Origin of the sequence: Streptomyces sp. NBC_00691 (genome assembly GCF_036226665.1) — a bacterium.
Taxonomy (GTDB): Bacteria; Actinomycetota; Actinomycetes; order Streptomycetales; family Streptomycetaceae; genus Streptomyces.
In genome coordinates, this window is sequence record NZ_CP109007.1 from 1,691,708 (window position 1) to 1,715,480 (window position 23,773).

General features: G+C 73.2%; 21 protein-coding genes. 4 read left to right on the plus strand and 17 right to left on the minus strand.

The annotated features are described in order from the left end of the window. The first annotated feature begins 168 nt into the window (after positions 1–168). On the plus strand, positions 169–372 hold the full coding sequence (locus OG392_RS07530) for a DUF1918 domain-containing protein (protein ID WP_329287115.1): 204 nt from the start codon (positions 169–171) through the stop codon (positions 370–372). Positions 373–385: 13 nt separating this feature from the next. On the opposite strand, the gene OG392_RS07535 is transcribed toward OG392_RS07530, so the two are convergent. Next, positions 386–1,699 (minus strand): glycoside hydrolase family 10 protein, encoded by a 1,314-nt coding sequence (locus OG392_RS07535; protein WP_443054700.1) that lies wholly within the window; start codon positions 1,697–1,699, stop codon positions 386–388. Between the two features lie 170 nt (positions 1,700–1,869). Here OG392_RS07535 and OG392_RS07540 point away from each other — a divergent pair, with 170 nt between their 5' ends. Further along, on the plus strand, positions 1,870–2,730 hold the full coding sequence (locus tag OG392_RS07540) for a 3-hydroxybutyryl-CoA dehydrogenase (protein ID WP_329276882.1): 861 nt from the start codon (positions 1,870–1,872) through the stop codon (positions 2,728–2,730). A 161-nt stretch (positions 2,731–2,891) separates the two neighbouring features. Here OG392_RS07540 and OG392_RS07545 read toward each other — a convergent pair whose 3' ends face one another. The 10 genes from OG392_RS07545 to infC form a co-directional block, all read right to left on the minus strand. Next, positions 2,892–3,422, minus strand: coding sequence for an NUDIX domain-containing protein (locus OG392_RS07545; protein ID WP_329276884.1), 531 nt, complete (start codon positions 3,420–3,422; stop codon positions 2,892–2,894). 62 nt (positions 3,423–3,484) lie between these two features. Then, on the minus strand, positions 3,485–4,825 hold the full coding sequence (locus OG392_RS07550; RefSeq protein WP_329276886.1) for a transcriptional regulator: 1,341 nt from the start codon (positions 4,823–4,825) through the stop codon (positions 3,485–3,487). A 357-nt stretch (positions 4,826–5,182) separates the two neighbouring features. After that, positions 5,183–6,250: a PP2C family protein-serine/threonine phosphatase gene (locus OG392_RS07555; protein WP_329276887.1), complete on the minus strand. Its 1,068-nt coding sequence runs from the start codon at positions 6,248–6,250 to the stop codon at positions 5,183–5,185. Between the two features lie 291 nt (positions 6,251–6,541). Beyond that, positions 6,542–9,070: a phenylalanine--tRNA ligase subunit beta gene (gene pheT / locus OG392_RS07560; protein ID WP_329276889.1), complete on the minus strand. Its 2,529-nt coding sequence runs from the start codon at positions 9,068–9,070 to the stop codon at positions 6,542–6,544. Beyond that, complete coding sequence (gene pheS / locus OG392_RS07565; RefSeq protein ID WP_329276891.1) at positions 9,070–10,209, minus strand: phenylalanine--tRNA ligase subunit alpha; 1,140 nt, start codon at positions 10,207–10,209, stop codon at positions 9,070–9,072. The genes pheT and pheS overlap by 1 nt, the downstream gene beginning before the upstream one ends. 177 nt (positions 10,210–10,386) lie before the next feature. Beyond that, positions 10,387–11,547 (minus strand): sensor histidine kinase, encoded by a 1,161-nt coding sequence (locus OG392_RS07570; protein ID WP_329276894.1) that lies wholly within the window; start codon positions 11,545–11,547, stop codon positions 10,387–10,389. 81 nt (positions 11,548–11,628) lie between these two features. Next, the gene (locus OG392_RS07575) at positions 11,629–12,468 is read right to left on the minus strand and encodes a TrmH family RNA methyltransferase (RefSeq protein WP_030316091.1); all 840 of its coding nucleotides are present in this window, start codon (positions 12,466–12,468) and stop codon (positions 11,629–11,631) included. Positions 12,469–12,664: 196 nt separating this feature from the next. After that, the gene (rplT, locus tag OG392_RS07580; protein WP_015032398.1) at positions 12,665–13,051 is read right to left on the minus strand and encodes a 50S ribosomal protein L20; all 387 of its coding nucleotides are present in this window, start codon (positions 13,049–13,051) and stop codon (positions 12,665–12,667) included. A gap of 106 nt (positions 13,052–13,157) precedes the next feature. After that, on the minus strand, positions 13,158–13,352 hold the full coding sequence (gene rpmI, locus OG392_RS07585) for a 50S ribosomal protein L35 (protein WP_030316087.1): 195 nt from the start codon (positions 13,350–13,352) through the stop codon (positions 13,158–13,160). A gap of 124 nt (positions 13,353–13,476) precedes the next feature. After that, positions 13,477–14,238, minus strand: coding sequence for a translation initiation factor IF-3 (gene infC, locus OG392_RS07590; protein WP_329287117.1), 762 nt, complete (start codon positions 14,236–14,238; stop codon positions 13,477–13,479). A gap of 272 nt (positions 14,239–14,510) precedes the next feature. Here infC and OG392_RS07595 point away from each other — a divergent pair, with 272 nt between their 5' ends. Beyond that, on the plus strand, positions 14,511–14,897 hold the full coding sequence (locus tag OG392_RS07595) for a DUF1844 domain-containing protein (RefSeq protein ID WP_030316083.1): 387 nt from the start codon (positions 14,511–14,513) through the stop codon (positions 14,895–14,897). A 49-nt stretch (positions 14,898–14,946) separates the two neighbouring features. Here the strand turns inward: OG392_RS07595 and OG392_RS07600 are convergent, their stop codons facing one another. The 3 genes from OG392_RS07600 to OG392_RS07610 all read right to left on the minus strand — a co-directional run bounded on the left by OG392_RS07600 (position 14,947) and on the right by OG392_RS07610 (position 17,817). Further along, positions 14,947–15,678 carry an SseB family protein gene (locus OG392_RS07600; protein WP_329276900.1) on the minus strand — a complete coding sequence of 244 codons (732 nt, stop codon included), beginning with the start codon at positions 15,676–15,678 and terminating at the stop codon, positions 14,947–14,949. 82 nt (positions 15,679–15,760) lie between these two features. Then, positions 15,761–16,927 carry a type VII secretion-associated serine protease mycosin gene (gene mycP / locus OG392_RS07605; protein ID WP_329276901.1) on the minus strand — a complete coding sequence of 389 codons (1,167 nt, stop codon included), beginning with the start codon at positions 16,925–16,927 and terminating at the stop codon, positions 15,761–15,763. Then, positions 16,924–17,817, minus strand: a complete 894-nt coding sequence (locus OG392_RS07610; protein WP_329276903.1) for a hypothetical protein — start codon at positions 17,815–17,817, stop codon at positions 16,924–16,926. The genes mycP and OG392_RS07610 overlap by 4 nt, the downstream gene beginning before the upstream one ends. Positions 17,818–18,676: 859 nt before the next feature. Between OG392_RS07610 and OG392_RS07615 the strand changes: the two genes are divergently transcribed. Then, positions 18,677–19,879 carry an amino acid deaminase/aldolase gene (locus OG392_RS07615; RefSeq protein ID WP_329276905.1) on the plus strand — a complete coding sequence of 401 codons (1,203 nt, stop codon included), beginning with the start codon at positions 18,677–18,679 and terminating at the stop codon, positions 19,877–19,879. Positions 19,880–20,154: 275 nt separating this feature from the next. Here OG392_RS07615 and OG392_RS07620 read toward each other — a convergent pair whose 3' ends face one another. From OG392_RS07620 to OG392_RS07630, 3 genes are all read right to left on the minus strand, one after another. Further along, entirely contained in the window at positions 20,155–21,426 is a 1,272-nt protein-coding gene (locus tag OG392_RS07620; protein WP_329276907.1) for a haloacid dehalogenase-like hydrolase, read from the minus strand. A 146-nt stretch (positions 21,427–21,572) separates the two neighbouring features. Then, a complete protein-coding gene (locus OG392_RS07625) occupies positions 21,573–22,367 on the minus strand; it encodes a 3-oxoacyl-ACP reductase (RefSeq protein WP_329276909.1) in 795 nt (264 codons plus the stop codon). A 6-nt stretch (positions 22,368–22,373) separates the two neighbouring features. Then, complete coding sequence (locus OG392_RS07630; protein WP_329276911.1) at positions 22,374–23,729, minus strand: aldehyde dehydrogenase family protein; 1,356 nt, start codon at positions 23,727–23,729, stop codon at positions 22,374–22,376. Between the last annotated feature and the right edge of the window lie 44 nt (positions 23,730–23,773).

The window sequence follows — 23,773 nt, forward strand, 5'->3', positions numbered from 1 at the left end:
CGCCGGGCGGGCACTCCGGCCGACGGCCGGCGGGACGCCGTCCGCGGAGGCCGGCGCCACGGGGGCCGAAGCGGGCGGCGGCCGGCACGGCGGATCGGGACGATCCGCGCCACAATGGCAGACGTAGGCCCCGAACAGCACGAGCGCGGTCGCGAGGAGGTCACCCCGATGCAGGCGAACGTGGGCGACACACTGCTGATGCACGGCCGGACCGTCGGTCACCACGACCGTACGGCCGAGGTCCTTCAGGTACTGGGGGAGAACGGCACGCCCCCGTACCGCGTCAAGTTCGACGACGACGGTCACGAGGCCCTGATGTCCCCCGGCCCCGACACCGTCGTACGCCACCACCCCGAGGCGGGCGCGAGCTGATCCCCTCCCCGGGTCAGTCCCGTCCCGGCGCCCGGACCCCGGTCGGGTAGTGATCCGCCACCACGGTGGCCATCGCCCCGATCGGGTCCTTCGCGACGTCCAGGGCCCCGAAGAAGCAGTGACCGCCGACCGCCGGACGGGCGGCGGCGAGCGCCAGGTGCCGTGACAGCTCCCCCGGGTCCCGCCAGGCGGCCGGCTGGGCGGGGTCGCCCGCCTTGTAGAGCGCCTCGCCGATGTAGAGGCGGACGCCGGTGCCCCGTACCACCGCGTCCCACCAGGACAGCAGCGTGGCGTAGTCGGCGGCGGGCAGCCCGATGTGCCAGTACAGCTGCGGCATGACGTAGTCGATCCAGCCCTCCCTGATCCACTTCCGCGTGTCCGCGTGGAGATCGTCGTACGTGGCGACGCCGGCCCGGGTGTCCGAGCCCTCCGGGTCCTGGGCGATGTTCCGCCAGACCCCGAAGGGGCTGATGCCGAAGGCCACGTCCGGTGCGACGGCCTTGATCCGGGCCGCCGTCTCCGAGACCAGCAGATCGATGTTGTTCCGCCGCCAGGAGGCCTTGTCGGGGAAGTCCGCGCCGTACCGCGCGTACGCCTCGTCGTCCTCGAAGACCTCCCCCGCCACCGGGTACGGATAGAAGTAGTCGTCCCAGTGCACCGCGTCGATCGCGTAGCGCCGCACCGCGTCCAGCATCGCGTCCTGGACGAACCGCCGGACCTCGGGCAGCCCCGGGTTGTAGAAGAGCTTCCCGCCGTACGGCAGCACCCACTCGGGGTGGAGCCGGGCCGGATGGCCGGCGACGAGCCGGCTCGGATCCGTGTGCGGGGCCACGCGGTACGGGTTGAACCAGGCGTGCAGTTCGAGCCCCCGCGCATGGGCCTCCTCGACAGCCGTGCCCAGCGGGTCCCAGCCGGGATCGCGGCCCTGCGTCCCGGTGAGGAACTCCGTCCACGGTTCGTACGGCGAGGGCCAGAGCGCGTCGGCCGCGGGCCGGACCTGGAGGACCACGGCGTTGAGCCGGTGCTCGACGGCGGTGTCCAGGTGGGCGAGGAGTTCGGCCCGCTGGGCCTCGGCGGTCAGGCCGGTCCGCGAGGGCCAGTCGCGGTTGAAGACCGTGGCGATCCACACACCGCGGAAGCCGGACCGGACGGCAGGGCCCTCGGCCCCTTCCGGTGCGGTCCCGGCAGCCGCTCGCCCGTCCGTCCCCGGGTCCGGCCCCGCGTCCGTCCCCGTCGGCGCGCCCGGCACCGCTGCCCCGCCCGCCGCTGCCCGCGCCGCCCCGGCGGCCGTCCCCGCGACGAAGCCTCTTCTGCCGATAGGCCGCACTTGTACCCCTCCCATGTCGGATACGTCACACCCGCGTGGACAGCATGCCCGCCCTGGACGATCGATCATCGGTTAATGAGCGGTAACGTCGTGGGGTCGAGGCGGACGCACCGGAATCACACGGGCCCCCGCCGCCAGAGAAGAGCGAAAGGCACGAGGTGACGGACTCCATGGCCGACATTGAGCGCGTCGGAGTGGTGGGCTGCGGCCAGATGGGCGCGGGCATCGCAGAGGTGTGTGCCCGGAGCGGCCTTGAGGTGAAGGTCGCCGAGACCACCGGCGAGGCGCTGGAGCTCGGCCGAACACGGCTCTACAACTCGCTGGCGAAGGCCGCCGAACGCGGCAAGATCAGCGAGGAGGAGCGGGACGCCACGCTCGCCCGCCTCAGCTTCACCACCGACCTGGGCGAGTTCGCCGACCGTGACCTCGTCATCGAGGCGGTCGTGGAGAACGAGCAGGTCAAGACCGAGATCTTCCAGGTCCTCGACCAGGTGATGACCCGGCCGGACGCCATCCTGGCCTCGAACACCTCATCGATCCCGCTGGTGAAGCTGGCCGTGGCGACCTCCCGCCCCGACCACGTCATCGGCATCCACTTCTTCAACCCGGCCCCGGTGCAGAAGCTCGTCGAGCTGATCCCGGCCCTCACCACCTCCGAGGGCACGATCAGCCGGGCCCAGGCCTTCGCGGAGAAGACCCTCGGCAAGCACGCGATCCGCGCGCAGGACCGCTCCGGCTTCGTGGTCAACGCGCTGCTCGTGCCGTACCTGCTCTCCGCCATCCGGATGTTCGAGTCGGGTATCGCGAGCCGCGACGACATCGACAACGGCATGGAGTTCGGCTGCGCCCACCCGATGGGCCCGCTGAAGCTCTCCGACCTGATCGGTCTCGACACGATCGCGTCGATCGCCGACTCCATGTACGCCGAGTTCAAGGAGCCGCTGTACGCCGCTCCCCCGCTGCTCCAGCGCATGGTGGACGCGGGCCGGCTCGGCCGGAAGACGGGCTCGGGCTTCTACCCGTACGCCTGATCTCCTCAGGACACCGGACGGCCCGTACACACGCACAGGTACGGGCCGTCCGGCATGTCGTACGTCTCCGGGACGGGCGGGCTCAGCTCGGCCCGGCCGGCCCGGCTCGGGCGCGCCGCCTCAGCTCGGGTGCGTTGCCGCCCCGGCTCGGGCGCGCCGCCTCAGCCCAGCCGCAGATGGTGGAGCATCAGCAGCCCGGCGGCCATGTTCGCGGCGGGGATCTCGCCCCGGGCGATCATGTCGGGGACCTGTTTCAGCGGCACCCAGGCCCGCCGCGAGGACTCGAAGGCGTCCTCGGGCGGACCGGTGTAGGTGGCCGTCTCCGCCCAGTAGAGGTGGTGGCGGGCGTCGGTGAGGCCGTTGGACGGCTCGACGGTGAGGAGATGGCGCAGCGGCCCCGGCCGCCAGCCGGTCTCCTCCTCCATCTCGCGGGCGGCGGCCGCCTCGATCGCCTCGCCGTCCTCGACGACTCCGGCGGCCAGTTCCCAGCCCCAGCTGTCCGTGATGAAGCGATGGCGCCAGAGCATCAGTACTTCGTCGGCCTCGTTGACGGCCGTCGCGACGGCGACCGGGCGGAGCCGGATCAGATAGTGGTCGAGGTGGCGGCCGTCCGGGAGTTCGACGTCCGCCAGGTTCACCTGGAACCAGCGATTCTCATAGACAGAGCGTTCGCTAAGTTTCGTCCACTGCACGTTCTTGCCACCTTCCGACTGGTCGGTGCTTGTTTGGTGGCAATATCGCAGCAGTTCGCGGCTCACAGGGGAACGCGCAACGCCCCGTCAATGAGTGCCGCCGCCTCCCTGGCGTCACCTCCGCCGCTGGCCAGGAGGTGCTCCCTCACCTGCCGCAGCCGGTCACGCAGCCGCCGCGACTCCATCCCCCGGGCTCGCTCGGTCATCTCCACGGCCGTCCGCGCCGCCCCGTCGGCCTCCCCCTGGCGCAGCTCGATCTGACACAGCATGGCGAGCCGGTGCACCCGGCCCCGGTCGTGCGAGGGCACCCCGACGGCCAACGACGCGTGCTCGTGCGCCGCGGTGAGATCACCCAGACTGAGCAGGGCCTCGGCGACCTGGACGTTGACGAGTCCCGGCTGGACGTAGCCGGTCTCGGCCGGCTCGTCCCCCGGGCTGATCCGCTCGGCCTCGGCCTCGGCCCGCCGGATGCAGGCCAACGCGGCCGCCCCGTCGCCCAGATGCGCGTACGCCTTCGCCTGCATCGCCGTCAGATCGGCGGCGAGCGCCGGGGTGATCTGCCGGCCGGCCGCCCGCAGCGCCGCCTCCGCGAACGCCACCGCCTGCCGGTACTCCCCCATGAACAGCGACTGGTTGACGAGGAGCGCGATCACATAGGCACCGAGCCCCCGGTCCCCGCTCGCCTTCGCGAGCCGCAGGGCCTGGTGGAAGTAGCGCTGGGCGAGACCGTGCGCGTCGGCGTCGTACGCGCAGATGCCGGCCACCGCGACGAGTCCGCCGGTGGCGCGGTGCAGTCGGCGGCCGAGGGCGTCGCTGTACGAGCCCCGCAGCAGCGGGGCCGTCTCGGCGGTGAGGAAGCCGACGATACGGGCGCGGGTCGCGATGCCCCCGGCTTTCCGGTACATCTGCTCGTAGTGGGACCGGGCGGCGCTCAGCACGGTGATGTCGGCGGCGGAGACCGTCGTCCGGCCGATCCGGGAGACGTCCGCGTCCTCCGGCGGGTTCTCCCACTCCCATACGGGCATCACGGCCGGAGTGCCGGTCACGGCGGGCGCGGCGACTATGTGCGGCCGCTGCTGCTCGTCGGAGCGCCACAGGGCGGCCGCCCGCTCCACGAACCCGGAGAGCGGTGAACCGACCGCGAGCACGGGCCCCTCGGGCGCCCCGAAGCCGATGTCGTCCAGGGTCACCTGCCGGTGCAGCCGGGCGGCGAGCACCTCGCAGATCAGGTCGGGCACCTGGCCGCGCGGCCGCTGACCCTTCAACCAGCGGGCCACGGCGGTGTGTTCGTAGCGCAGGGTGAGGCCCCTGGCCCGGCCGGCCCGGTTCACATGGGCGGCCAGGCCGGCGTTCGAGACGCCCGCTTCGTCGAGCAGGGCGTCGAGCAAGGTGTTGGGCTGCATGACCGCTCCGGTCGCTCCGGTCCGCTCCGGCCGCTCGGCTCGAACGCGGTGAACTCAGCGTAGCGGTGGCCGAATTCGTACGGACCGAACCACTGCGGAGAACCTCGCCCGGTCACCGGCCGCCCACCCTCGACGGGTGATTTCGCACGGGGTGTGAATGAAGTACCCGTTCTTCCGGTCCGCGTACTCTGCCGTGCTCGTCCCCGTACCGCTTGACTGTGCTTCTCGCCGCAAGGCGAAGACCGGGCCGCCGGCTCCCCCCTCAAACAGTGCGGCCGCCCGGTCCGTGTCGCCCGCTCCGCTGATCTGCCCGACACTCCGTGGCGGGGCGGGCGACACCGGTACCGGCCCCTCCGCTCAACAGCGGGAGGAGGGGGCGGGCCGGGGGCGGCGCAGCCCGGGTTCGGCGGGCTGCGCCGGCACCCGGAAGCGGTCGTCGCGCACGACGAGCAGGGCGACGTCGTCGGTGAGCCGCCCGCCCGTGTGGTGCAGCAGGGCGGTGTGGACCTCGCGGACGAGCGCGTCGGGCGCCGCGCCGCGCAACCCGGCCAGCGCGGAGTCGAGCGCGAAGAACCGGCCCCGGTGGTCGCGGGCCTCCTCGGCGCCGTCGGTGTGCAGGACGAGCGTCTCGCCGGGCGTCAACCGGGCCGCGGTGTACGGCGTGAGGACGGCGGGCAGCGGCAGTACGCCGAGCGGCGGCAGCGGCTCTCCGACCGGAAGGCGCTCCACTGCCCGCCCGAGCCGGTACGGGCCGGGGTGACCGCAGTTGAACACGGACAGCCGCCCGTCGGACCGGACCTCCAGGAGCAGCAGGGTCACGAACTCCTCGGCCGCCGGATGCTCGGGCGCCGTCCCGGACCGTGCCGGATGCTCGTCCCGGGCCCGCTCCCGCAGATGCCGCTCCAGGGCGCGCTCCAGCCGCCGCAACACCCCGCCCAGCTCGGCCTCGTCGTGCGCGGCCTCACGAAAACTCCCGAGCACGGCGACCACGGCTCCCAGCGCCGCGAGACCGTGCCCCCGTACGTCCCCGATGACGATCCGCACCCCGTACGGGGTGGCCACCGCCTCGTACAGATCCCCGCCGACGGACGCACCCCGGGAGGCGGACAACTGCCCTGCGGCCAGGGTCAGTCCGTCGAGACGGGCGGGCGGCGGGCGCAGCAGCACCTGCTGGGTGGCGACGGCGACGGCCCGCGCGAGCGCCAGCTCCCGGGCGAGTCCGCGCCGCAGACCCAGCACCAGCCCGATGCCGACGGTGAGAAAGACGACGCTGGTGGCGATCCTCATCGGCAGCCCCGGCTGCCGGACCGGCGGACAGCCGAACTTCCATGCCACGGCCACCGCACCCCAGGCGGTGGGAAGAGCAAGCGGGGCCAGCCGGCGGAGCCGGGAGCCATCGGAGACCAACGACCTCGTACGGATCATGCACGGCCCTTCCCGAGCCCCGACAGCGCCCGAAGGCCCTGCGGCCCACAGGTCCGTCCCTGCGGCCGCGTCGATTCTGCCGACCGCACGCCCCACGGGGAACACCCCCCGACGATCTCACCCGAAGGAGTGAGCACCCCCACCCCGCCGCCCTCCGCCAGTCCTGCGCCACGGGCACAGACGGACGACCGTCGGCCTCGCGTGCGGCCTCTCGGGTCGGGGAACGACGGAGGGCCGCCCCGGGGATCCCGGGGCGGCCCTCCTCGTGGTGCGGTGGGTCCGCTACGGCGTTCAGGCGCCGCGCAGGACCGCGCCCGTGCGTTCGGACGCCAGGGCGACCGCCGCGTCGCGGGCCGCGGTGGCCTCGTCGACCGTGAGGGTGCGGTCCTCGGCGCGGAACCTCAGCGCGTACGCCAGGGACTTGGTGCCCTCGCCGAGCTGGTCGCCGGTGTAGACGTCGAACAGCCGGATGGACTCCAGGAGTTCACCCGCGCCCTCGGCGAGGGCGGCCTCGACCTCGGCGGCCGGGACGTCGCCCGCGACGACCAGGGCGACGTCCTGGGTGGCGACCGGGAAGGAGGAGATCCGAGGAGCCTTCACGGGGCCCTCGTTCGCCTTCTCCAGGCGGTCCAGGTCGATCTCCATCGCGCAGGTGCGGGCCGGCAGGCCGAAGGCCTTGACCACGCGCGGGTGGAGCTCGCCGGCGTGGCCGACGAGTACCTTCTCGCCGTCCACCTCGACGTGGAACGCGGCGCAGCGGCCCGGGTGCCACGGGGCGTGCTGGTCGGCGCTGATGATCAGCTCGACGCCCGCCTCGGCGGCCACGGACCGGCCGGCCTCGACCGCGTCAGCCCAGTCGGACGGACGGCCCTTGCCCCACCAGCCGGCCTGCTCGCGCGCACCGGCGAGGACGACGGCGGCGCGGCGCGGCTGCGCGGGCAGCACGGCGTTGACCGTGGCGATCTCCTCGTCGGTGGGACGGCGGTCGACGGGCAGCCGGACGGCGACGCCCGGCTGTCCCTCCGGCCGGAAGACCAGACCGGTCTCGAAGAGCGCCAGGTCGTGGCTGCCGCGGCTGTCGTTCCGGCGCAGCGCGCCGAGCAGGCCCGGCAGCAGCGTCGTGCGGAGCGCCGGCTCCTCGTCCGAGAGCGGGTTGACCAGCTTCACGAGGCGACGGCGTGCGTCGTCCGCGTCGAGGCCGAGGTTGTCGAGGGCCTGCTCCCCGATGAAGGGGTAGTTCAGCGCCTCGACGTAGCCGGCGCCGGCCAGGGCGCGGCCCACCCGGCGGTGGACGCGCTGGCGCTCGGTGAGCCCGCGGCCGGCCGGCGGCTTGGGCAGCGTGGAGGGCAGGTTCTCGTAGCCCTCCAGCCGGATGACCTCTTCCGCGAGGTCGTTCGGCTCGTTGAGGTCGGGGCGCCACGACGGCACGGTGACGATGAGCTCGTCCTGGCCGTAGACGTCGCAGCCGACCTCCTGGAGGCGGCGGACGACGGTCTCGCGGCCGTAGTCGACGCCCGCGACCTTGTCCGGGTGGTTCGCCGGCATGGTGATCGTGCGCGGCGCGGACGGGGCGCTGATCTCGGTGACGCCGGCCTCGGCCGTGCCGCCCGCGAGCAGCACGAGCAGGTCGACGCAGCGCTGGGCCGCGGCGGCCGCGGCCTGCGGGTCTACACCGCGCTCGAAGCGCTTGGACGCCTCGGAGGCCAGCTTGTGCCGGCGCGCCGTACGGGCGATCGAGATCGCGTCGAAGTGCGCGGCCTCGATGACGATCTCGGCGGTGCCGGTGACGACCCCGGTCTCCGGGTCCGTCGCCGGGTCGGCGATCTCCGTGTTGGCGCCGCCCATGACACCGGCGATGCCGATCGGACCGCGGTCGTCGGTGATGACCAGGTCCGCCGCGTCGAGGACGCGGACGGCGCCGTCGAGCGTGGTGATCTTCTCGCCGGCCTCGGCGCGACGCACTCCGATGGGGCCGTCGAGCCGGCTCCGGTCGTAGGCGTGCAGCGGCTGCCCGAGCTCGAGCATCACGTAGTTCGTGACGTCGACCGCGAGCGAGATCGGGCGCATGCCGGCCTTCTGGAGGCGGCGGCGCAGCCAGATCGGCGACCGGGCCTCGGGCTGCAGACCGACCACGGTGCGCGCGGTGAAGCGGTCGCAGCCGATCGGGTCGGTGACCCGGACCGGGTAGCCGTACGAGTTGGGCGCGGGCACGTCGAGCAGCGCCGGGTCGCGCAGCGGCAGGCCGTACGCGATCGCGGTCTCGCGGGCGACGCCGCGCATCGAGAGGCAGTAGCCGCGGTCCGGGGTGACGGCGATGTCGAGGACCTCGTCGTACAGCTCCAGGAGCTTCGTGGCGTCGATGCCGATCTCGAGCTCCGGCGGCAGCACGATGATGCCGTGCGTGCCGTCGTCGCCCATGCCGAGCTCGTCGCCGGAGCAGATCATGCCCCGGGAGACGCGGCCGTACGTCTTGCGCTCGGCGATCCGGAAGTCACCGGGGAGCACGGCGCCGGGGAGCGCCACGACGACCTTGTCGCCCTCGGCGAAGTTCCGGGCGCCGCAGATGATCTCCTGGGGCTCGCCGGTGCCGTTGGCCTGGCCGACGTCGACGGTGCAGAAGCGGATGGGCTTCTTGAACTCCGTCAGCTCCTCGATGGTGAGGACCTTGCCGACCACCAGCGGGCCGGTCAGGCCGGCGCCGAGCCGCTCGACGGTCTCGACCTCGAGCCCTGCCGAAATGAGCTTGGCCTGGACGTCGCGGCCGGTCTCCGTCGCCGGCAGGTCGACGTACTCCCGCAGCCAAGAAAGCGGGACCCGCATCAGATCTCCATCCCGAACGGCCGGGTGAACCGGACGTCACCCTCGACCATGTTTCGCATGTCGTCGACGTTGTGGCGGAACATCAGCATCCGCTCGATGCCGAACCCGAAGGCGAATCCGCTGTACTTCTCGGGGTCCACACCGCAGGCGACGAGCACCTTCGGGTTGACCATGCCGCAGCCGCCCAGCTCGATCCAGCCCTCGCTGCCGCAGGTGCGGCAGGGGCGGTCCGGGTTGCCGACGGACTCGCCGCGACAGACGTAGCAGAGCATGTCCATCTCGGCGGACGGCTCGGTGAAGGGGAAGAAGTTCGGCCGCAGCCGGGTCTTCATGTCCGGACCGAAGAGCGCCTGGACCATGTGGTCGAGGGTGCCCTTGAGGTCGGCCATGGTGAGGCCCTCGTCGACGGCGAGCAGCTCGATCTGGTGGAAGACCGGGGTGTGCGTGGCGTCGAGCTCGTCGGTGCGGTAGACGCGGCCGGGGCACACGACGTAGACCGGGGGCTCCCGGTCGATGAGCGTGCGGGCCTGGACCGGCGAGGTGTGGGTGCGCAGCACGACACCGGACTCGTCGCCCGTGGTGGCCTTTCCGTCGCGGGAGGTCCCCTCGACGAAGAAGGTGTCCTGCATCTGGCGCGCCGGGTGGTCCGGGACGAAGTTGAGGGCGTCGAAGTTGAACCACTCCGCCTCGACCTCGGGACCCTCGGCGACCTCGTACCCCATGGAGACGAACACGTCGGAGACGCGCTCCATGAGCGTGGTCAGCGGGTGGCGGGCACCGGCCGGGACGCGGTCGTACGGCAGGGTGACGTCGACGGCCTCCTCGACGAGGACGCGCGCGTCGCGCTCGGCCTCCAGCTCCGTCTGGCGGGCGGCGAGCGCCTTGGAGACGATGCCGCGGGCCTGGCCCACGATCTTTCCGGCGGCGGCCTTGGCCTGCGGGGGCAGGGCACCGATCTCCCGGTTGGCGAGCGCCAGCGGCGAGGTGCCACCGGTGTGCGCCGTCTTCGCGTGTGCGAGCGCGTCGAGGTCGCCCGCGGCGGCGAAGGCGGCGAGCGCCTCGTCCCGCATGCGCTCGATCTCTTCCGGTTTCAGTGCCTCGACCTCAACCGGGTCGTACGACTTATTGGGTGCGGACATCTCTTCCCGTGCTTCCGTTGGCTTGGCTGGGCGGCCCCGCTCGACGTCAAGGGCGCAAACGTGCCAAAGGACGAGTCTAACGGGGTGGGGGGATGCGAATGAGCCCGTGGGCGGCCCGGGCGGCTTTCGATCTCGTCTGATCCTGTCCGATCCGGTCGGACTTCGTGCTGGATCTCGTCAGGCGAGATGGGCCGGGGTGCCGACGGGCAGCATAAATCGGAACTCGGCCCCGCCTCGGGGGCCCCTGCCGACGGTGATGGTCCCGCCGTGGGCCTCGACGACGCCCTTGACGATGTAGAGGCCGAGGCCGGTGCCGCCGCGCTTGCTGCCCCGCCAGAAGCGGGTGAAGACGCGGCTCATCGACTCCTCGGGGATGCCGGGGCCCTCGTCGCTCACGGTGACCTCCGTCCCCTCTTCTCCGTCGGCGCACGTCCTGGCGGGTGCCACCTCGATGGTGACTGTTCCCTCGCCGTGGCGCACCGCATTTTCGAGGAGGTTCCCCAGGATCTGGTCGATCTTGTCGGGGTCGGCCCAGAGCGCGGGCAGCCCGGGCATGATCCGGACGAAGAACCGGTCCGGGGACTGGCCACCGGTGGTGTGCACCTGGACGTGCCGGCCGATGGCGGCGGCGATGTCGACGGGCTGCCGCCGCACCTCGAGCCGGCCCGAGTCGATCCGGGAGATGTCGAGGAGTTCGGCGATGAGCCGCTTGATGCGGCCCGCGTCGGCGTCGACGGTCTCCAGCATGAGCCGCTTCTGCTCGTCGTTGAACCGCTCCCACTTGCCGAGGAGGGTGGCGGTGAAACCCTTCACGGAGGTCAGCGGGGAGCGCAGCTCGTGGGCGACGGTGGCGATGAGCTCGGCGTGGCTGCGCTCGGTGCGACGGCGCGCCTCGGTGCCGCGCAGACAGATCACCACCCGGCGGACGGGTCCGGTGGGGCGCTCGCGGATGTAGCGGGCGGAGACGAGGACCTCGCGGCCGCCGGGCAGCAGCAGATTGCGCTCGGGCTGGCCGCGGCGGGTGGCGAGGCCGCCGTACGGGTCCGTGAGGGCCCACCAGCGGCGTCCCTTGAGGTCTTCGAGCGGCAGTGCCTGGTCGAGCGGGAGGCCGAGGGCCTTGTCGCCGGGGACGGCGGTGATCCGGCTGGCGGCGGAGTTGAAGGTGACGACCCGGCCGGTCTCGTCGGCGACGACGAGTCCGTCGGGCAGGTCGTCGGGCAGCACGCCGGCGAACCCGGCCTGCTCGTGGGTGTCCGCCGCGGCCTCCTGGCCCGGTGGCTCCTGGGCGTGCGGCGGGGCGCTCCGTGCCTGTGCGGAACCGTCCGTGCCGACCGTCATCCCCGTACCCCACCCCTCCGTGTAGCGCAGTGGGCCCCCGAGTGCGTCACTCTACTGGGCGGGGAGGGCGGAATGGACCCCTCAGGCGGAGGTTCGGGGGCGCTGTGCGCGGGCGGAGGCGTACAGGCAGACCGCGGCGGCCGTGGCGAGGTTGAGGCTCTCGGCCTTGCCGTGGATCGGGACGCGGACGACGGCGTCGGCGAGCGCCCGGGTCTCCTCGGGCAGCCCCCAGGCCTCGTTGCCGAAGATCCAGGCGGTGGGCCCGCCCATGGTGCCGGCGTCCAGCTCGGCGTCGAGGTCGTCCTGACCGGCCCCGTCGGCGGCGAGGATCCGTACGCCCGCGCTCTTGAGCCCGGCGACGGCCTGCTCGACGGGGACACCGACGGCGACCGGCAGGTGGAAGAGCGAACCGACGGAGGCCCGGACGGACTTGGGGTTGTACAGGTCGACGGAGGCGTCGGTGAGGACGACCGCGTCGGCACCGGCCGCGTCGGCGCAGCGCAGCACCGTGCCGGCGTTCCCGGGATCGCGTACGTGGGCGAGGACGGCGACCAGCTTGGGCCGGGCGGCGACGATCTCCTCGAACGGCGAGTCGAGGAACCGGCAGACACCCACGAGCCCCTGCGGGGTGACCGTCTGGGAGACCTCGGCGAGGACGGCGTCGGACGCGTGGTGGACGCGGGCCCCGGCGGCGAGGGCGGCCTCGATGATGGCGCTGTAGCGCTCGGCGGCCTCGACGGTGGTGAAGAGTTCGACCAGCGTGGGCTCGCCGGTGGAGCCGCGGTGCTCGACGGCCTCGCGGACGGCCTGCGGGCCCTCGGCGATGAAGAGGCGGTCCTTGCCCCGGAAGTTGCGCTTGGCGAGCCGCCGGGCGGCGACGACGCGCGGGGAACGCGGGGAGATCAGCTCGGGGGTGACCATGAGGTGCGGCGGTTCTCTCTTCGGTGCCGGGTGGCTACGGGATCCGGGGTTTCGGGGGCCGGGGCTTCGAGGACTCGCGGGGGCGGGGGCTTCGCCGGCCCACCTCCACCGAACACCCTTCAGGGGGCGGACGCACCCGGACCCGCAGGCGCGTGCGCGCCTGCGGGTCCGGGCAGAGGTACTGCGGCCTGGAAGATCAGGCGGCGGCCTTCGGGGCGTTGACGTCGGCCGGCAGAGCCTTCTGCGCGACCTCGACCAGCGCGGCGAACGCGTTGGCGTCGTTGACGGCCAGCTCGGCGAGGATCTTGCGGTCCACCTCGATGTTGGCGGCCTTCAGACCCTGGATGAGGCGGTTGTACGTCATGCCGTTCAGGCGGGCAGCGGCGTTGATGCGCTGGATCCACAGCTGACGGAAGTCGCCCTTGCGCTTCTTGCGGTCGTTGTAGTTGTAGACCAGCGAGTGGGTGACCTGCTCCTTGGCCTTGCGGTACAGGCGCGAACGCTGACCGCGGTAGCCGGAGGCCGCCTCGAGGATCGCCCGGCGCTTCTTGTGGGCGTTGACTGCCCGCTTGACGCGTGCCACTTGTTAACTCCTTGTAGCGGGGTCGTGGTTGGACTCACACGACCCGAAAAACGAATGGGTCCCGGACCTGGCCGGTAGCCCTCGTCGCCGAGGGCGGGTGATCAGATCAGATGCCCAGCATCTTCTTGATCTTGGCCGCGTCGCCCGGGGCCATCTCCGCGTTGCCGGTGAGGCGACGCGTCAGCTTGGACGACTTGTGCTCGAGCAGGTGGCGCTTGCCGGCGCGCTCGCGCAGGATCTTGCCGGTGCCGGTGACCTTGAAGCGCTTCTTGGCACCGGAGTGCGTCTTGTTCTTCGGCATCGCGCCGTATCTCCTCGTCAGTGGCGCTCCCCACCGGTGTGGGCACCGGAGATCCGGGAGCGTCAATTCTTTGTTCGGTGGTTCCGGGCGGGGCCCGGGGCTGCCTGGTTGGCAGCCCGTCGGGTCACGCCTCGGGGTTCTCGGCCGGGGCTTCCGCCTCGGCCTCGACGACCGGAGCCTCAGCGGCCTCGGTCTCGGCGACCGGAGCCTCGGACGTCTCCTCGGAGGCGACGCCCTGACGCTCGGCCTTGCGTGCGGCCTGGGCCTCACGCGCCTCGGCCATGGCTTCGGTCTTCTTCTTGTGCGGGCCGAGAACCATGATCATGTTCCGGCCGTCCTGCTTCGGGTTGGACTCGATGAAGCCAAGCTCCTCGACGTCCGACGCCAGCCGCTGCAGCAGCCGGAAACCAAGCTCGGGACGGGACTGCTCACGACCACGGAACATGATCGTGATCTTGACCTTGTCACCCTGCTTGAGGAACCGGACGACGTGACCCTTCTTGGTGTCGTAGTCGTGCGGGTCGATCTTCGGCCGGAGCTTCATCTCCTTGATGACCGTGTGCGCCTGGTTCTTGCGCGCCTCACGGGCCTTCATGGCCGACTCGTACTTGAACTTCCCGTAGTCCATGAGCTTGCACACGGGCGGACGGGCGTTCGCCGCGACCTCGACCAGGTCGAGGTCGTACTCCTGTGCGAGCTCCAGGGCCTTGGCAAGCGGAACAATCCCGACCTGCTCGCCGCTGGGTCCGACAAGTCGCACCTCGGGAACGCGAATCCTGTCGTTGATGCGGGGCTCGGCGCTGATGGATCCTCCTCGGTAGCACCACGCGACCGCCTGGCGGACGGACGCGCATGTTTTCTGGTGAGACCAACCGAGCCGGGACATGAAAAACGCCCCGGACGGGACACAGGCGGGGCTCCAAGGGAATACCGGAGCACCGCCGCGATCAACCGCGGGGCGCACATCGGGCGGCTCCATCGTCCGTACGGAACGATGGGCGCCACCTGACCGGTGACCCGCCACCCGTGAGGGTGGTCAGGTGGGAGTACGGAGCCTCCACTTGTGGGCCGGGCACACACGTGTCCGGCCGGTCGTTACACAAGGTTAGCAGGACCCGGCGGTCTCCGCTAACCAAGGACCGGCATATCGTATGAGGCATGAGCGAGACGCCCCAGAACGAGTCCCCGGACTCCCCCGACACCGCCGATTCCCCCGACTTCGACGCCATGACCCGCGACATCGCGGAGGTCCCCGCGGTCGAGGTGATCGTGACCGTCGCCGTCAACCTGATGAGCGCCGCCGCGGTGAAGCTCGGGCTGACCGAGGAGGGCGACAAGTACAAGGACCTCGACGAGGCGCGCAAGCTGGTGCACGCGCTCGCGGGCCTGCTCGACGCCGGCGCGACCGAGGTCTCGTCCTTCCACGCCGCCCCCCTGCGGGACGGCCTGAAGTCCCTCCAGCTCGCCTTCCGCGAGGCGTCCCTGATCCCGGACGAGCCGGGCCAGGGCCCGGGCGAGAAGTACACCGGCCCGGTGTACGGCTAGGACCGCGGGACCACCGGGGGTACGCGCCTGCGCGCGTACCCCTCCTTCTTCACTTCTTCACGTAGAAGGGCTCGCCGGGAGGCGTGGCCGAGGCCGGCAGGAGTGCCAGGTCGAGGCCCCGCACCAGGCGGGCCCTCAGTGTCTCGTCGGCGGCCAGGGCGCGGGCCACGCGCTGGGCCGCCTCCGCCGGGGAGCCGCCCTCGGCGAGGACCAGGGCGAGGGTTCCGTCGGCGGCGCCCGGTCCCAGGTGGGCGCGGAGCACCGCGGGCTCGGCGGCGACGGCCGCCCGTACGGCCTCCCGTACGGCGGGGTCGTCGAGCGGGTCGGCGCTGGTGCGGCCCTCGGCGAGGGCGAGCAGGGCCGGTCCGGTCAGCTGGTAGGGCACCGGGCCCGCGAGGTCGAGGACGACCGTGTCGGCCTTCTCGTGCGCGGCCGCCTGGAGCGCCTGGTGGAGCGGGACGGCGACGGGCCGGGCCTCCGGGTCCCACAGGGCGAGCGAGGCGATCGAGGTGAAGGCGGGCAGGGCGCGCCGGTCGCCGGCCGTGAGGGTGGGGACCGCCATGTCGCTGGTCTTCTCGCGGCGCAGGCCGTTCTCGTCGGTCTCGACCTCGCCGAGGACGGCGACGACGGGGACGAGCAGCCGGGCCTCCCGCAGCGCGTCGAGGACGGGGCCGTGGGCGGTTCTGTCCTCCGCCCAGGCCGCGAGGGCCGCGGCGAGCCGCGGGTCGGCGGTGCCGTCGTCGTCGGAGAAACCGGGGTCCGGGATGTTCTTGAGCGCCACGCACCGAGCCTAACCGTCTGCCGGGCGCGGTCGGCCCGCCGGGTCCTGGCCGTGTCCTGCCGACCTGACCGGCAGGACACGGCTAGGAGGTGCGGTGGGAGCGGCGGAGGATCAGGGCGGTGAGGAGGAGCAGGGCGCCGAGGCCGCCGGTGAGCGGGGCGAGCAGGCCGATGGGGCGGCTCTCGTCGGGGGCGGGGAGCGGTCCGGGGCCGAAGTAGCGGCCCCGGTAGCCGGTCGCCGTGGTCTTGGGGTCGCCGCCCTTGATCTTCGCGCCGGCCTCGATGGCGGCGGCGGGGTCGACCGTTCCGTACCCCTTGGCGTCACTGCGGCCGCCCTTGGGGCGGCTGCGGGCGGTGTCGACGAGGAGCCGCTTGACCTGGGCCGGGGTGAGGCCGGGGTGCGCGGAGCGGACCAGGGCGACGGCTCCGGAGGCGAACGCGGCGGCGGCGCTGGTGCCCCAGCCCTCGTAGTAGCGGCGGTCGGGGTCGGCGATGGCGATGTCGACACCGGGCGCGCTGACAGTGGCGTACCAGCGGCTGGTGGAGAAGGAGGCGTGGGTGCCGTAGCGGTCGACCGCGGTGACGGCGATGACGCCGGGGTAGGCGGCGGGGTACGAGATGTGGTCGCCCTTCTCGCCGCCGTTTCCGGCGGAGGCGACGACGGACACGCCCTTCGCGAGCGCGTACTGGACGGCGGCGTCCTCGCCGGCGTCCGGATGGGCGGACCTGGAGTCGTCGCCGAGGGACATGTTGATCACGTCGGCGCCGTGGTCGGCGGCCCAGCGGATGCCCTCGGCGAGCGCGGTGCCGCGGGTCTTGCGGGCCTTGTCCCGGGACGTGTCGGTGCCTTCGAGGATGACCCGGACGGGCAGGATCCTGGCGTCCGGGGCGATGCCGAGGACTCCGTCGCCGCCGTCGGGACCATGGCCGTGTCCGGCGATGATCCCGGCCATGGCGGTGCCGTGCCGGGCCCAGGCGCGGTCGCCCCGGGAGGCTCCGAAGCCCACGAGGTCGCGGCCGGTGAGGACCGAACCCGCGAGGTCGGGGTGCTGCGCGTCCACGCCGGTGTCGAGGACGGCGACGGTGATGCCCTTCCCCCTGGTGGTCTGCCAGGCCTCCGTGGTGTGGAGGGCCTGGAGGCCCCACTGCCGGGCCCGGATGGTGTCGGCGTACGCGGGCGTGGTGGTGGCGGGGAGGACGGCGAAGGCGGTGGCGAGAAGGACGGCCGCGGGGGTACGGAGGCGGGTCACCGGGCGTCCTTGTCCTCGTCCTTCGCCGGCGGGGCGACGGCCGTACGCAGCAGCTGCTCGAAACGGAGGGTGATGTTCTTGGCCTCGTGGCCGAGGCCGGACTGCGCGGTGGCGTCGGTACGGCCCGCGGTCATGGCGCGGTCGGCGGGCTGCGGGGCGTCGACGGCGCGGCCGTCGGCGAAGCCGGAGACGGCGGTGACGACGACGGGGAGGTCGGTGGGGGCGTTCAGCCACCAGCCGGCCCGCTGCTGCGCGCCGAAGCGGGCGGCGACGGTGCCGGGGCCGGGGAGCGCCGGGGGGACGTCCTGGCCGAGGCGGGTGGTGAGGCCCTGGCCCAGGGTGCGCTGGGTGGTGGCGTCGGCCCCGGTGAAGACGAGGCCCACGGTGATCACGCTGCTGGCGGTGGCGTCGGTGTACGTGGCGCGCAGGACGCGCTCGCAGCCGAGCGGCCGGAGGGTGGCGAGCAGGCCCTTGGCCAGGACGGCGGGCGAGCAGGCGGCGTCGGGGGCGACGACGATCCGCGTCCAGGTGCGGGCGGCGCCGCCGGGCCCCGCGCCGGGTCCCGTGAGGGTGCGGGGGAAGAGGGTGTCGACGGGGGCGTTGTGCCAGAGGTCCTTGGCCTGGGTGTACCCGGCGGGTTCGGCGGGCTCCCCGGGCTCGGCGGCAGCCAGCCACATGCCGGCGAGGGCCCCGCCGATGAGCCCGATCCCGAGCACGGCGCAGACGCCGACGGCGATGGCCCGCCCGGTCCGTCGCTCCCGCACGGGCCGGAGCCGCGTGGTGGTCTCGACGGGGGTCTCGGGCGGCAGGGTGGTGTGGGCGGCCCGGTGGGCACCGGGGCCGTCGGGCCGGCCGAACGGGGAGGCGTGGGGCCGGGCGTGGTGGGGCACGGCCCGCGGGAGGGGGCCGGCGGGACCGGGGCCGGAGCCCGCGGCAGCGGTCGCGGGGACCGGCGGGGTGGGCTGCGGCCGGGTTGTGGTGGGACCTGGGGCCGGCCGGGGAAGGGGCGCGGGCCGGGACCGCGCGGGGACCGTGGGCGCGGACGGCCACGGGGCGCCGGGCGCCGGAGCGCCGGGGGCGGACACCGGCGGCCGAGGTGGAGCGGCCGCCGTCGGAGCCGTGGCGGCCGGGGCGGAAGGGGCGGGCATCGGTCCGGGCGGGGTGCCGGGCTCCCCCGCGGAGGCGACGGCGGAGAGCACCGCGGAATCCGGAGCGGCCGCCGGGCGGGGCGGGGTCGGCGGCGTCGGTCCCGCGGGGCCGGGCGGCGTGCGGGGCGGGGCGGCGGAGGCGGTCGTGGGACTCGCCAGCGGGGGCATCGGCTGCGAGGTCGACGACCCGGCCCGCGGCGGAGCCGCCGTCGGCGCGGGAGCGGTCGTGGGGCGAGGCGGGTTCCCGGCCGTCGAGGGCGCGGATCCGGCCGCCGGGCGGGGCGCCGTCCCGGGCGGCCTCGACAGGGCTGCCGGAGCTGTCGGGGGCGTCGCGGTCGACGGTCCGCCCCCGGGCGGCGGTGGGGTGTCCCCCGGTCTGACCGGTCGCAGCCGGGTCGTCATCTCCAGCTCGGACGGGGCCGGGGCGGGGTCCGGTCGGAGGAGGGCGTCGGTGATGCGGGAGGTCGTGCCGGGGCGCTGTTCGCCGGTCATCCCCGTTCCCCCGCTCGTGTCGACAATGCCCGTCACTCTACGGGCTGTTCCCCCTGGTGCGGGAACCCAGGGGCTACCCACCCGTAAACCTGTCTGGCAAGCTCGGGCCATGACTCCCCGTGCCGCCGACCGGGCCCGTTACGACCGGGCCACCGCTCATCTCGACGCGCCCGTGGCGATCGTCGATCTGGAGGCGTTCGACGCCAACGCGGACGACCTCGTACGCCGGGCCGGCGGCAAGCCCGTCCGGGTCGCGAGCAAGTCCGTGCGCTGCCGGGCGCTCCTGGAGCGGGTCCTGGCGCGGGAGGGCTTCGCGGGGATCATGTCGTTCACGCTCGACGAGTCGCTGTGGCTGGCCCGCGCCGGGTTCGAGGACGTGCTCCTCGCCTATCCGTCGGCGGACCGCACCGGTTTCGGTGAGCTGGCGCGCGATCCGAAGCTGGCCGCCGCCGTGACGGTGATGGTGGACGACGTGGCGCAGCTGGATCTGATCGACGCCTCCCGCGCGGGCGGGACGGAGGAGGTCCGGGTCTGTCTGGAGCTGGACACGGCGCTCAGTCTCCTCGGCGGCCGGATCCGCGTCGGTGCCCGCCGCTCCCCGCTGCGCGAGCCCGCACAGCTCGCGGAGCTGGCTCGTTCGGTGGTGCGCCGTCCCGGTTTCCGGCTGGTCGGGATCATGGCGTACGAGGGGCATGTCGCGGGTGTCGGGGACGCGGTCGCGGGCCGGCCGCTGCGGTCGCGGGCCATCCGGCTGATGCAGGCGGCGGCCCGTCGGGAGCTGGCCGAGCGCAGGGCGGCCGTGGTGCGTGCCGTACGGGCCGTGGCACCGGATCTGGAGTTCGTGAACGGCGGTGGCACCGGCAGTGTGCAGCACACGGCCGCCGAGGACGCGGTGACGGAGATCGCCGCGGGTTCGGGGCTCTTCGTGCCGCGGCTCTTCGACAACTACACCTCGTTCAGCGGGCGGCCCGCGGCTCTCTTCGCACAGCCCGTCGTCCGCCGGCCGGGGGTCGGTGTGGTGACGGTCCTCGGGGGCGGCTATCCGGCGTCCGGGGCCGCCGGGCCCGACCGGCTGCCCGTGCCGTACCTCCCGGAGGGTCTGAGGTACGACCCGCAGGAGGGTCCGGGCGAGGTGCAGACCCCGCTGATCGGCTCGCCCGCCGACGATCTGCGGATCGGCGACAAGGTGTGGTTCCGGCACGCGAAGGCGGGCGAGCTGTGCGAGCGGTTCGCGAGTCTGCGGCTGATCGAGGGCGACCGGGTCACCGCCACGGTCCCGACGTACCGGGGTGAGGGCCAGACCTTCCTCTAGGGCCTGTCGTCAAACTCCCGTCGTCGCCCGGAGGGCGGCCCCGCGGCGTCTGGTGCGTGCTCTCGGTGTGCCGGGAGGAAGCCCTCGTACTGGACGTACTCGGGCTTTCGCCCGGTGCGGCGAGAGTGCGTGCCAGGCGTCGCGGGGCAGACGGGAGTTTGACGACAGGACCTAGGGGGTGTCTGCCCGATCGACAAGACACCCCAGGTCCCGTCGGGCTCCCGCGCGCCCCGCCCTTCGGGCGACGACGGGAGTCCGACGATCGGCCCAGGGCTTCAGGAGACCTTGTCCGGCTGGTCCGGGATCACGCTTCCGTCGGGCCGCCGGACCGGCTCCGACGTGCCGTCGCCCGCCGTGTAGCCGGTGCTGGCGCAGGGGTACGGGGTGGTCTTCCGCTGCTTCGGCTCGATGAACATGGGGTTGACGATCCAGCGGCCGTCGCCGTTCTCGTACGCCCGGCACATGAGTTCGTTCTTGTTGCGGTTGAGGACAAGCCGCAGGCCGGTGGCGTCCCGCAGGAAGGAGACATCGGTGTCGGAGTCCCCGGCGGCGAACACCTGGCGCCGGGAGGCGGGCTGCACGCGCTCGGCGGCGGGGCCGCGGACCCCGAAGATCTCCTGGTTGATCCAGCAGCGCTTGCCGTCGATGTAGGTGATCATCGTGTCCTCGCCGTCCCGGACGGTGCCGCAGCCCTCGAGGTGGGCGGTGAGCGAGCCGTGCTCGGTGGTGTTGCGGATGCCGAGGGCGTGGGAGGGCGCGACGCCGACGCCCTTCGCCCAGACGTCGACGACGGGTTCGGGTGAGGCGGAGACGATCCAGACGTCGAAGTCGGCGTCCTGGAGCGTCCGGATCAGGTCGCGCTGCTGCGCGTAGTGGCGCACCCATCCGGTGACCCGGCCGGTGCCGACGCGCTGGGTGGCGCCCTGGGGCGCGGCGAGGTTCTCGGCGCGGGCGGCTGCGGCGAAGGACTCGACCTGGCGGGTGGTCCAGCCGCGCAGGAGCTGGGCCAGCCAGGCGTACTGGGGTTCCATGCGGCGGCGGTCGTGGCCCGCGAAGGCGGCCCGCCGGTCCGTGGTCACGCCCGAGCCGTAGACCGAGAGGAGCTCGTCGGCGCAGCGGGTGTCGGTGGACGTGGGGAGGGTGCGGCCGCCGGTGGGGCAGGCCTCGCCGAGGGCGGTGGCGGCGGCGGGGGTGAGGTGGCGGCTGGTGGTGGACCAGTCGCCGTGCCGGGGCGGGCGGACGCGGTCGTTGCGGAGGAGCCAGTAGAAGGTGGCGTCTCCGACGTCGTTCTTGATGACGGTGTTGTCCCAGTCGAAGACCGCGACGGGCTTCCTCCCCTTGTCCCGGCAGTGGTCGGCCACGAGGGCGTCGATGCGGGCCCTGTTGTCGCCGTACCAGCCCTCGGAGATGTTCAGGGTGGGGCAGGGGCGGGGCGTGCGGTGGTCCCGGGGCCGGGCCTCGGCGGCGGTGGCGGGGGCGAGGCTCGCCGCGGCGAGGGCGAGGGCGGCGGTGACGGCGGAGGTACGGAGCCGGGCACGCTGGTTCATGATCACTCTCCTGTCGGGGGCTGCTGCGGACGCCGGACAGCCGGGCGCCTCGCGACGCCCGGCTGCCGGGTGGGGATGTGGGGGTGTGGGGGGTGTGGCGGCGGTCCTGAGCGGCGCGGTCCTGGCGCGGCCGGGAAGGGAGCGGTCTAGAGGGGCGTCACGTACGCGCCCGCGATGCCTCCGTCGACCAGGAAGTCGCTGGCGTTGACGAAGGACGCGTCGTCGCTCGCGAGGAAGGCGACCGCGGCCGCGATCTCCTCGGCCTCGGCGAAGCGGCCGACGGGGATGTGGACCAGGCGGCGCGCTGCCCGCTCGGGGTCCTTGGCGAACAGCTCCTGGAGGAGGGGGGTGTTCACCGGCCCCGGGCACAGGGCGTTGACGCGGATGCCCTCGCGGGCGAACTGCACGCCCAGCTCGCGGGACATCGCGAGCACGCCGCCCTTGGAGGCGGTGTACGAGATCTGGCTGGTGGCCGCACCCATGATCGCGACGAAGGAGGCGGTGTTGATGATGGAGCCCTTGCCCTGGCGGCGCATGTACGGCAGGGCGGCCTTGCAGCACAGGTAGACCGAGGTGAGGTTGACGTCCTGGACGCGCTTCCAGGCCTCCAGGCCGGTCTCCAGGATGGAGTCGTCGTCGGGCGGCGAGATGCCGGCGTTGTTGAACGCGATGTCGACGGAGCCGTAGGTGTCGAAGGCGGTCCTGAACAGCGCCTCGACCTGCTCGGGGTCGGTGACGTCGACCTTCACGAAGGTTCCGCCGACCTCTTCGGCGGCGGCCTTGCCCGCGGTCTCGTCGATGTCGCCGCAGACGACGTGGGCGCCCTCGGAGGCGAGGCGGCGGGCGGTGGCGAGACCGATGCCGCTGCCGGCCCCGGTGATGACGGCGGTACGGCCGACGAGCCGGCGGCAGACGATCTCTTCGGTGCTGGTGCTGGTCATGGGTGCTCAGGCCTCCGTGCTGATGAAGACGTTCTTGGTTTCGGTGAAGGCGGTCAGGGCGTCGGGGCCGAGTTCGCGGCCGAGGCCGGACTGCTGGTAGCCGCCGAACGGGGTCCAGTAGCGGACGCTGGAGTGGGAGTTGACGGAGAGGTTGCCGGCCCGGACGGCGCGGGAGGCGCGCAGGGCGCGGCCGACGTCCCGGGTCCAGATCGAACCGGACAGGCCGTACTCGGTGGCGTTGGCGAGGCGGATCGCGTCGGCCTCGTCCTCGAAGGGGAGGACGACGGCGACGGGTCCGAAGACCTCCTCGACGGCGCAGGGGGCGTCCTCGGAGATGCCGGTGAGGACGGTGGGCGGGAACCAGAAGCCGGGGCCCTCGGGCGCCTTGCCGCGGATGCCGGGGAGGTCGTCCGTCACGTAGGAGCGGACCCGGTCGAGCTGGGCGCGGGAGATGAGCGGGCCCATCTGGGTGCGCTCGTCGGCGGGGTCGCCGACGACGATCTCCTCGATCGCGGGGGTGAGCAGCTCCATGAAGCGGTCGTACGCGCTCCGCTGGACGAGGATGCGGGTACGGGCGCAGCAGTCCTGGCCGCTGTTGTCGAGGAACGACATGGGCGTGGCCGCGGCGGCGGCTTCGAGGTCCGCGTCGGCGAAGACGATGTTGGGGCTCTTGCCGCCGAGTTCGAGGGTGACCCGCTTCACCTGGTCGGCGCACTTCGCCATGATCGACTTGCCGACCCTGGTGGAGCCGGTGAAGACGATCTTGGCGACGCCGGGGTGTCCGACGAGGGCGTCGCCCGCGACCGGTCCGGTGCCGGGGAGGACCTGGAAGAGGCCTTCGGGCAGGCCGGCCTCCAGGGCGAGTTCGGCGAGCCGGAGCGCGGTGAGCGGGGTGGTCTCGGCGGGCTTGAGGAGGACGGCGTTGCCGGCGGCGAGGGCGGGTGCGGTGGCCCAGGCGGCGATCGGCATGGGGAAGTTCCAGGGGGCGATGACGCCGACGACCCCGAGCGGTTCGAGGATCGTGACGTCCAGGCCGCCGGTCACCGGGATCTGGCGTCCGTTGAGGCGTTCCACTCCCCCGGCGGAGAAGTCGAGCAGGTCGCGGACGTTGCCCGCCTCCCAGCGGGCGTTGCCGATGGTGTGGCCCGCCTCGAGGACTTCGAGGCGGGCCAGTTCCTCGAGGTGGTCGTCGACGACGGCGGCGAAGCGGCGGATCAGCCGGGCCCGGTCGGCGGGCGAGGCGGCGGCCCAGCGTCGCTGGGCGTCGGCGGCCCGTGCGACGGCGGCGTCGACGTCGGCCGGGGTGGCGGCGGGGACGGTGGCGACCGGCTCCTCGGTCGCCGGGTTCAGTACCTGGAGCAACTCGTTCCTCTCGGCGGTGTGCGTGTCAGAGGGGTTCGCGTCGG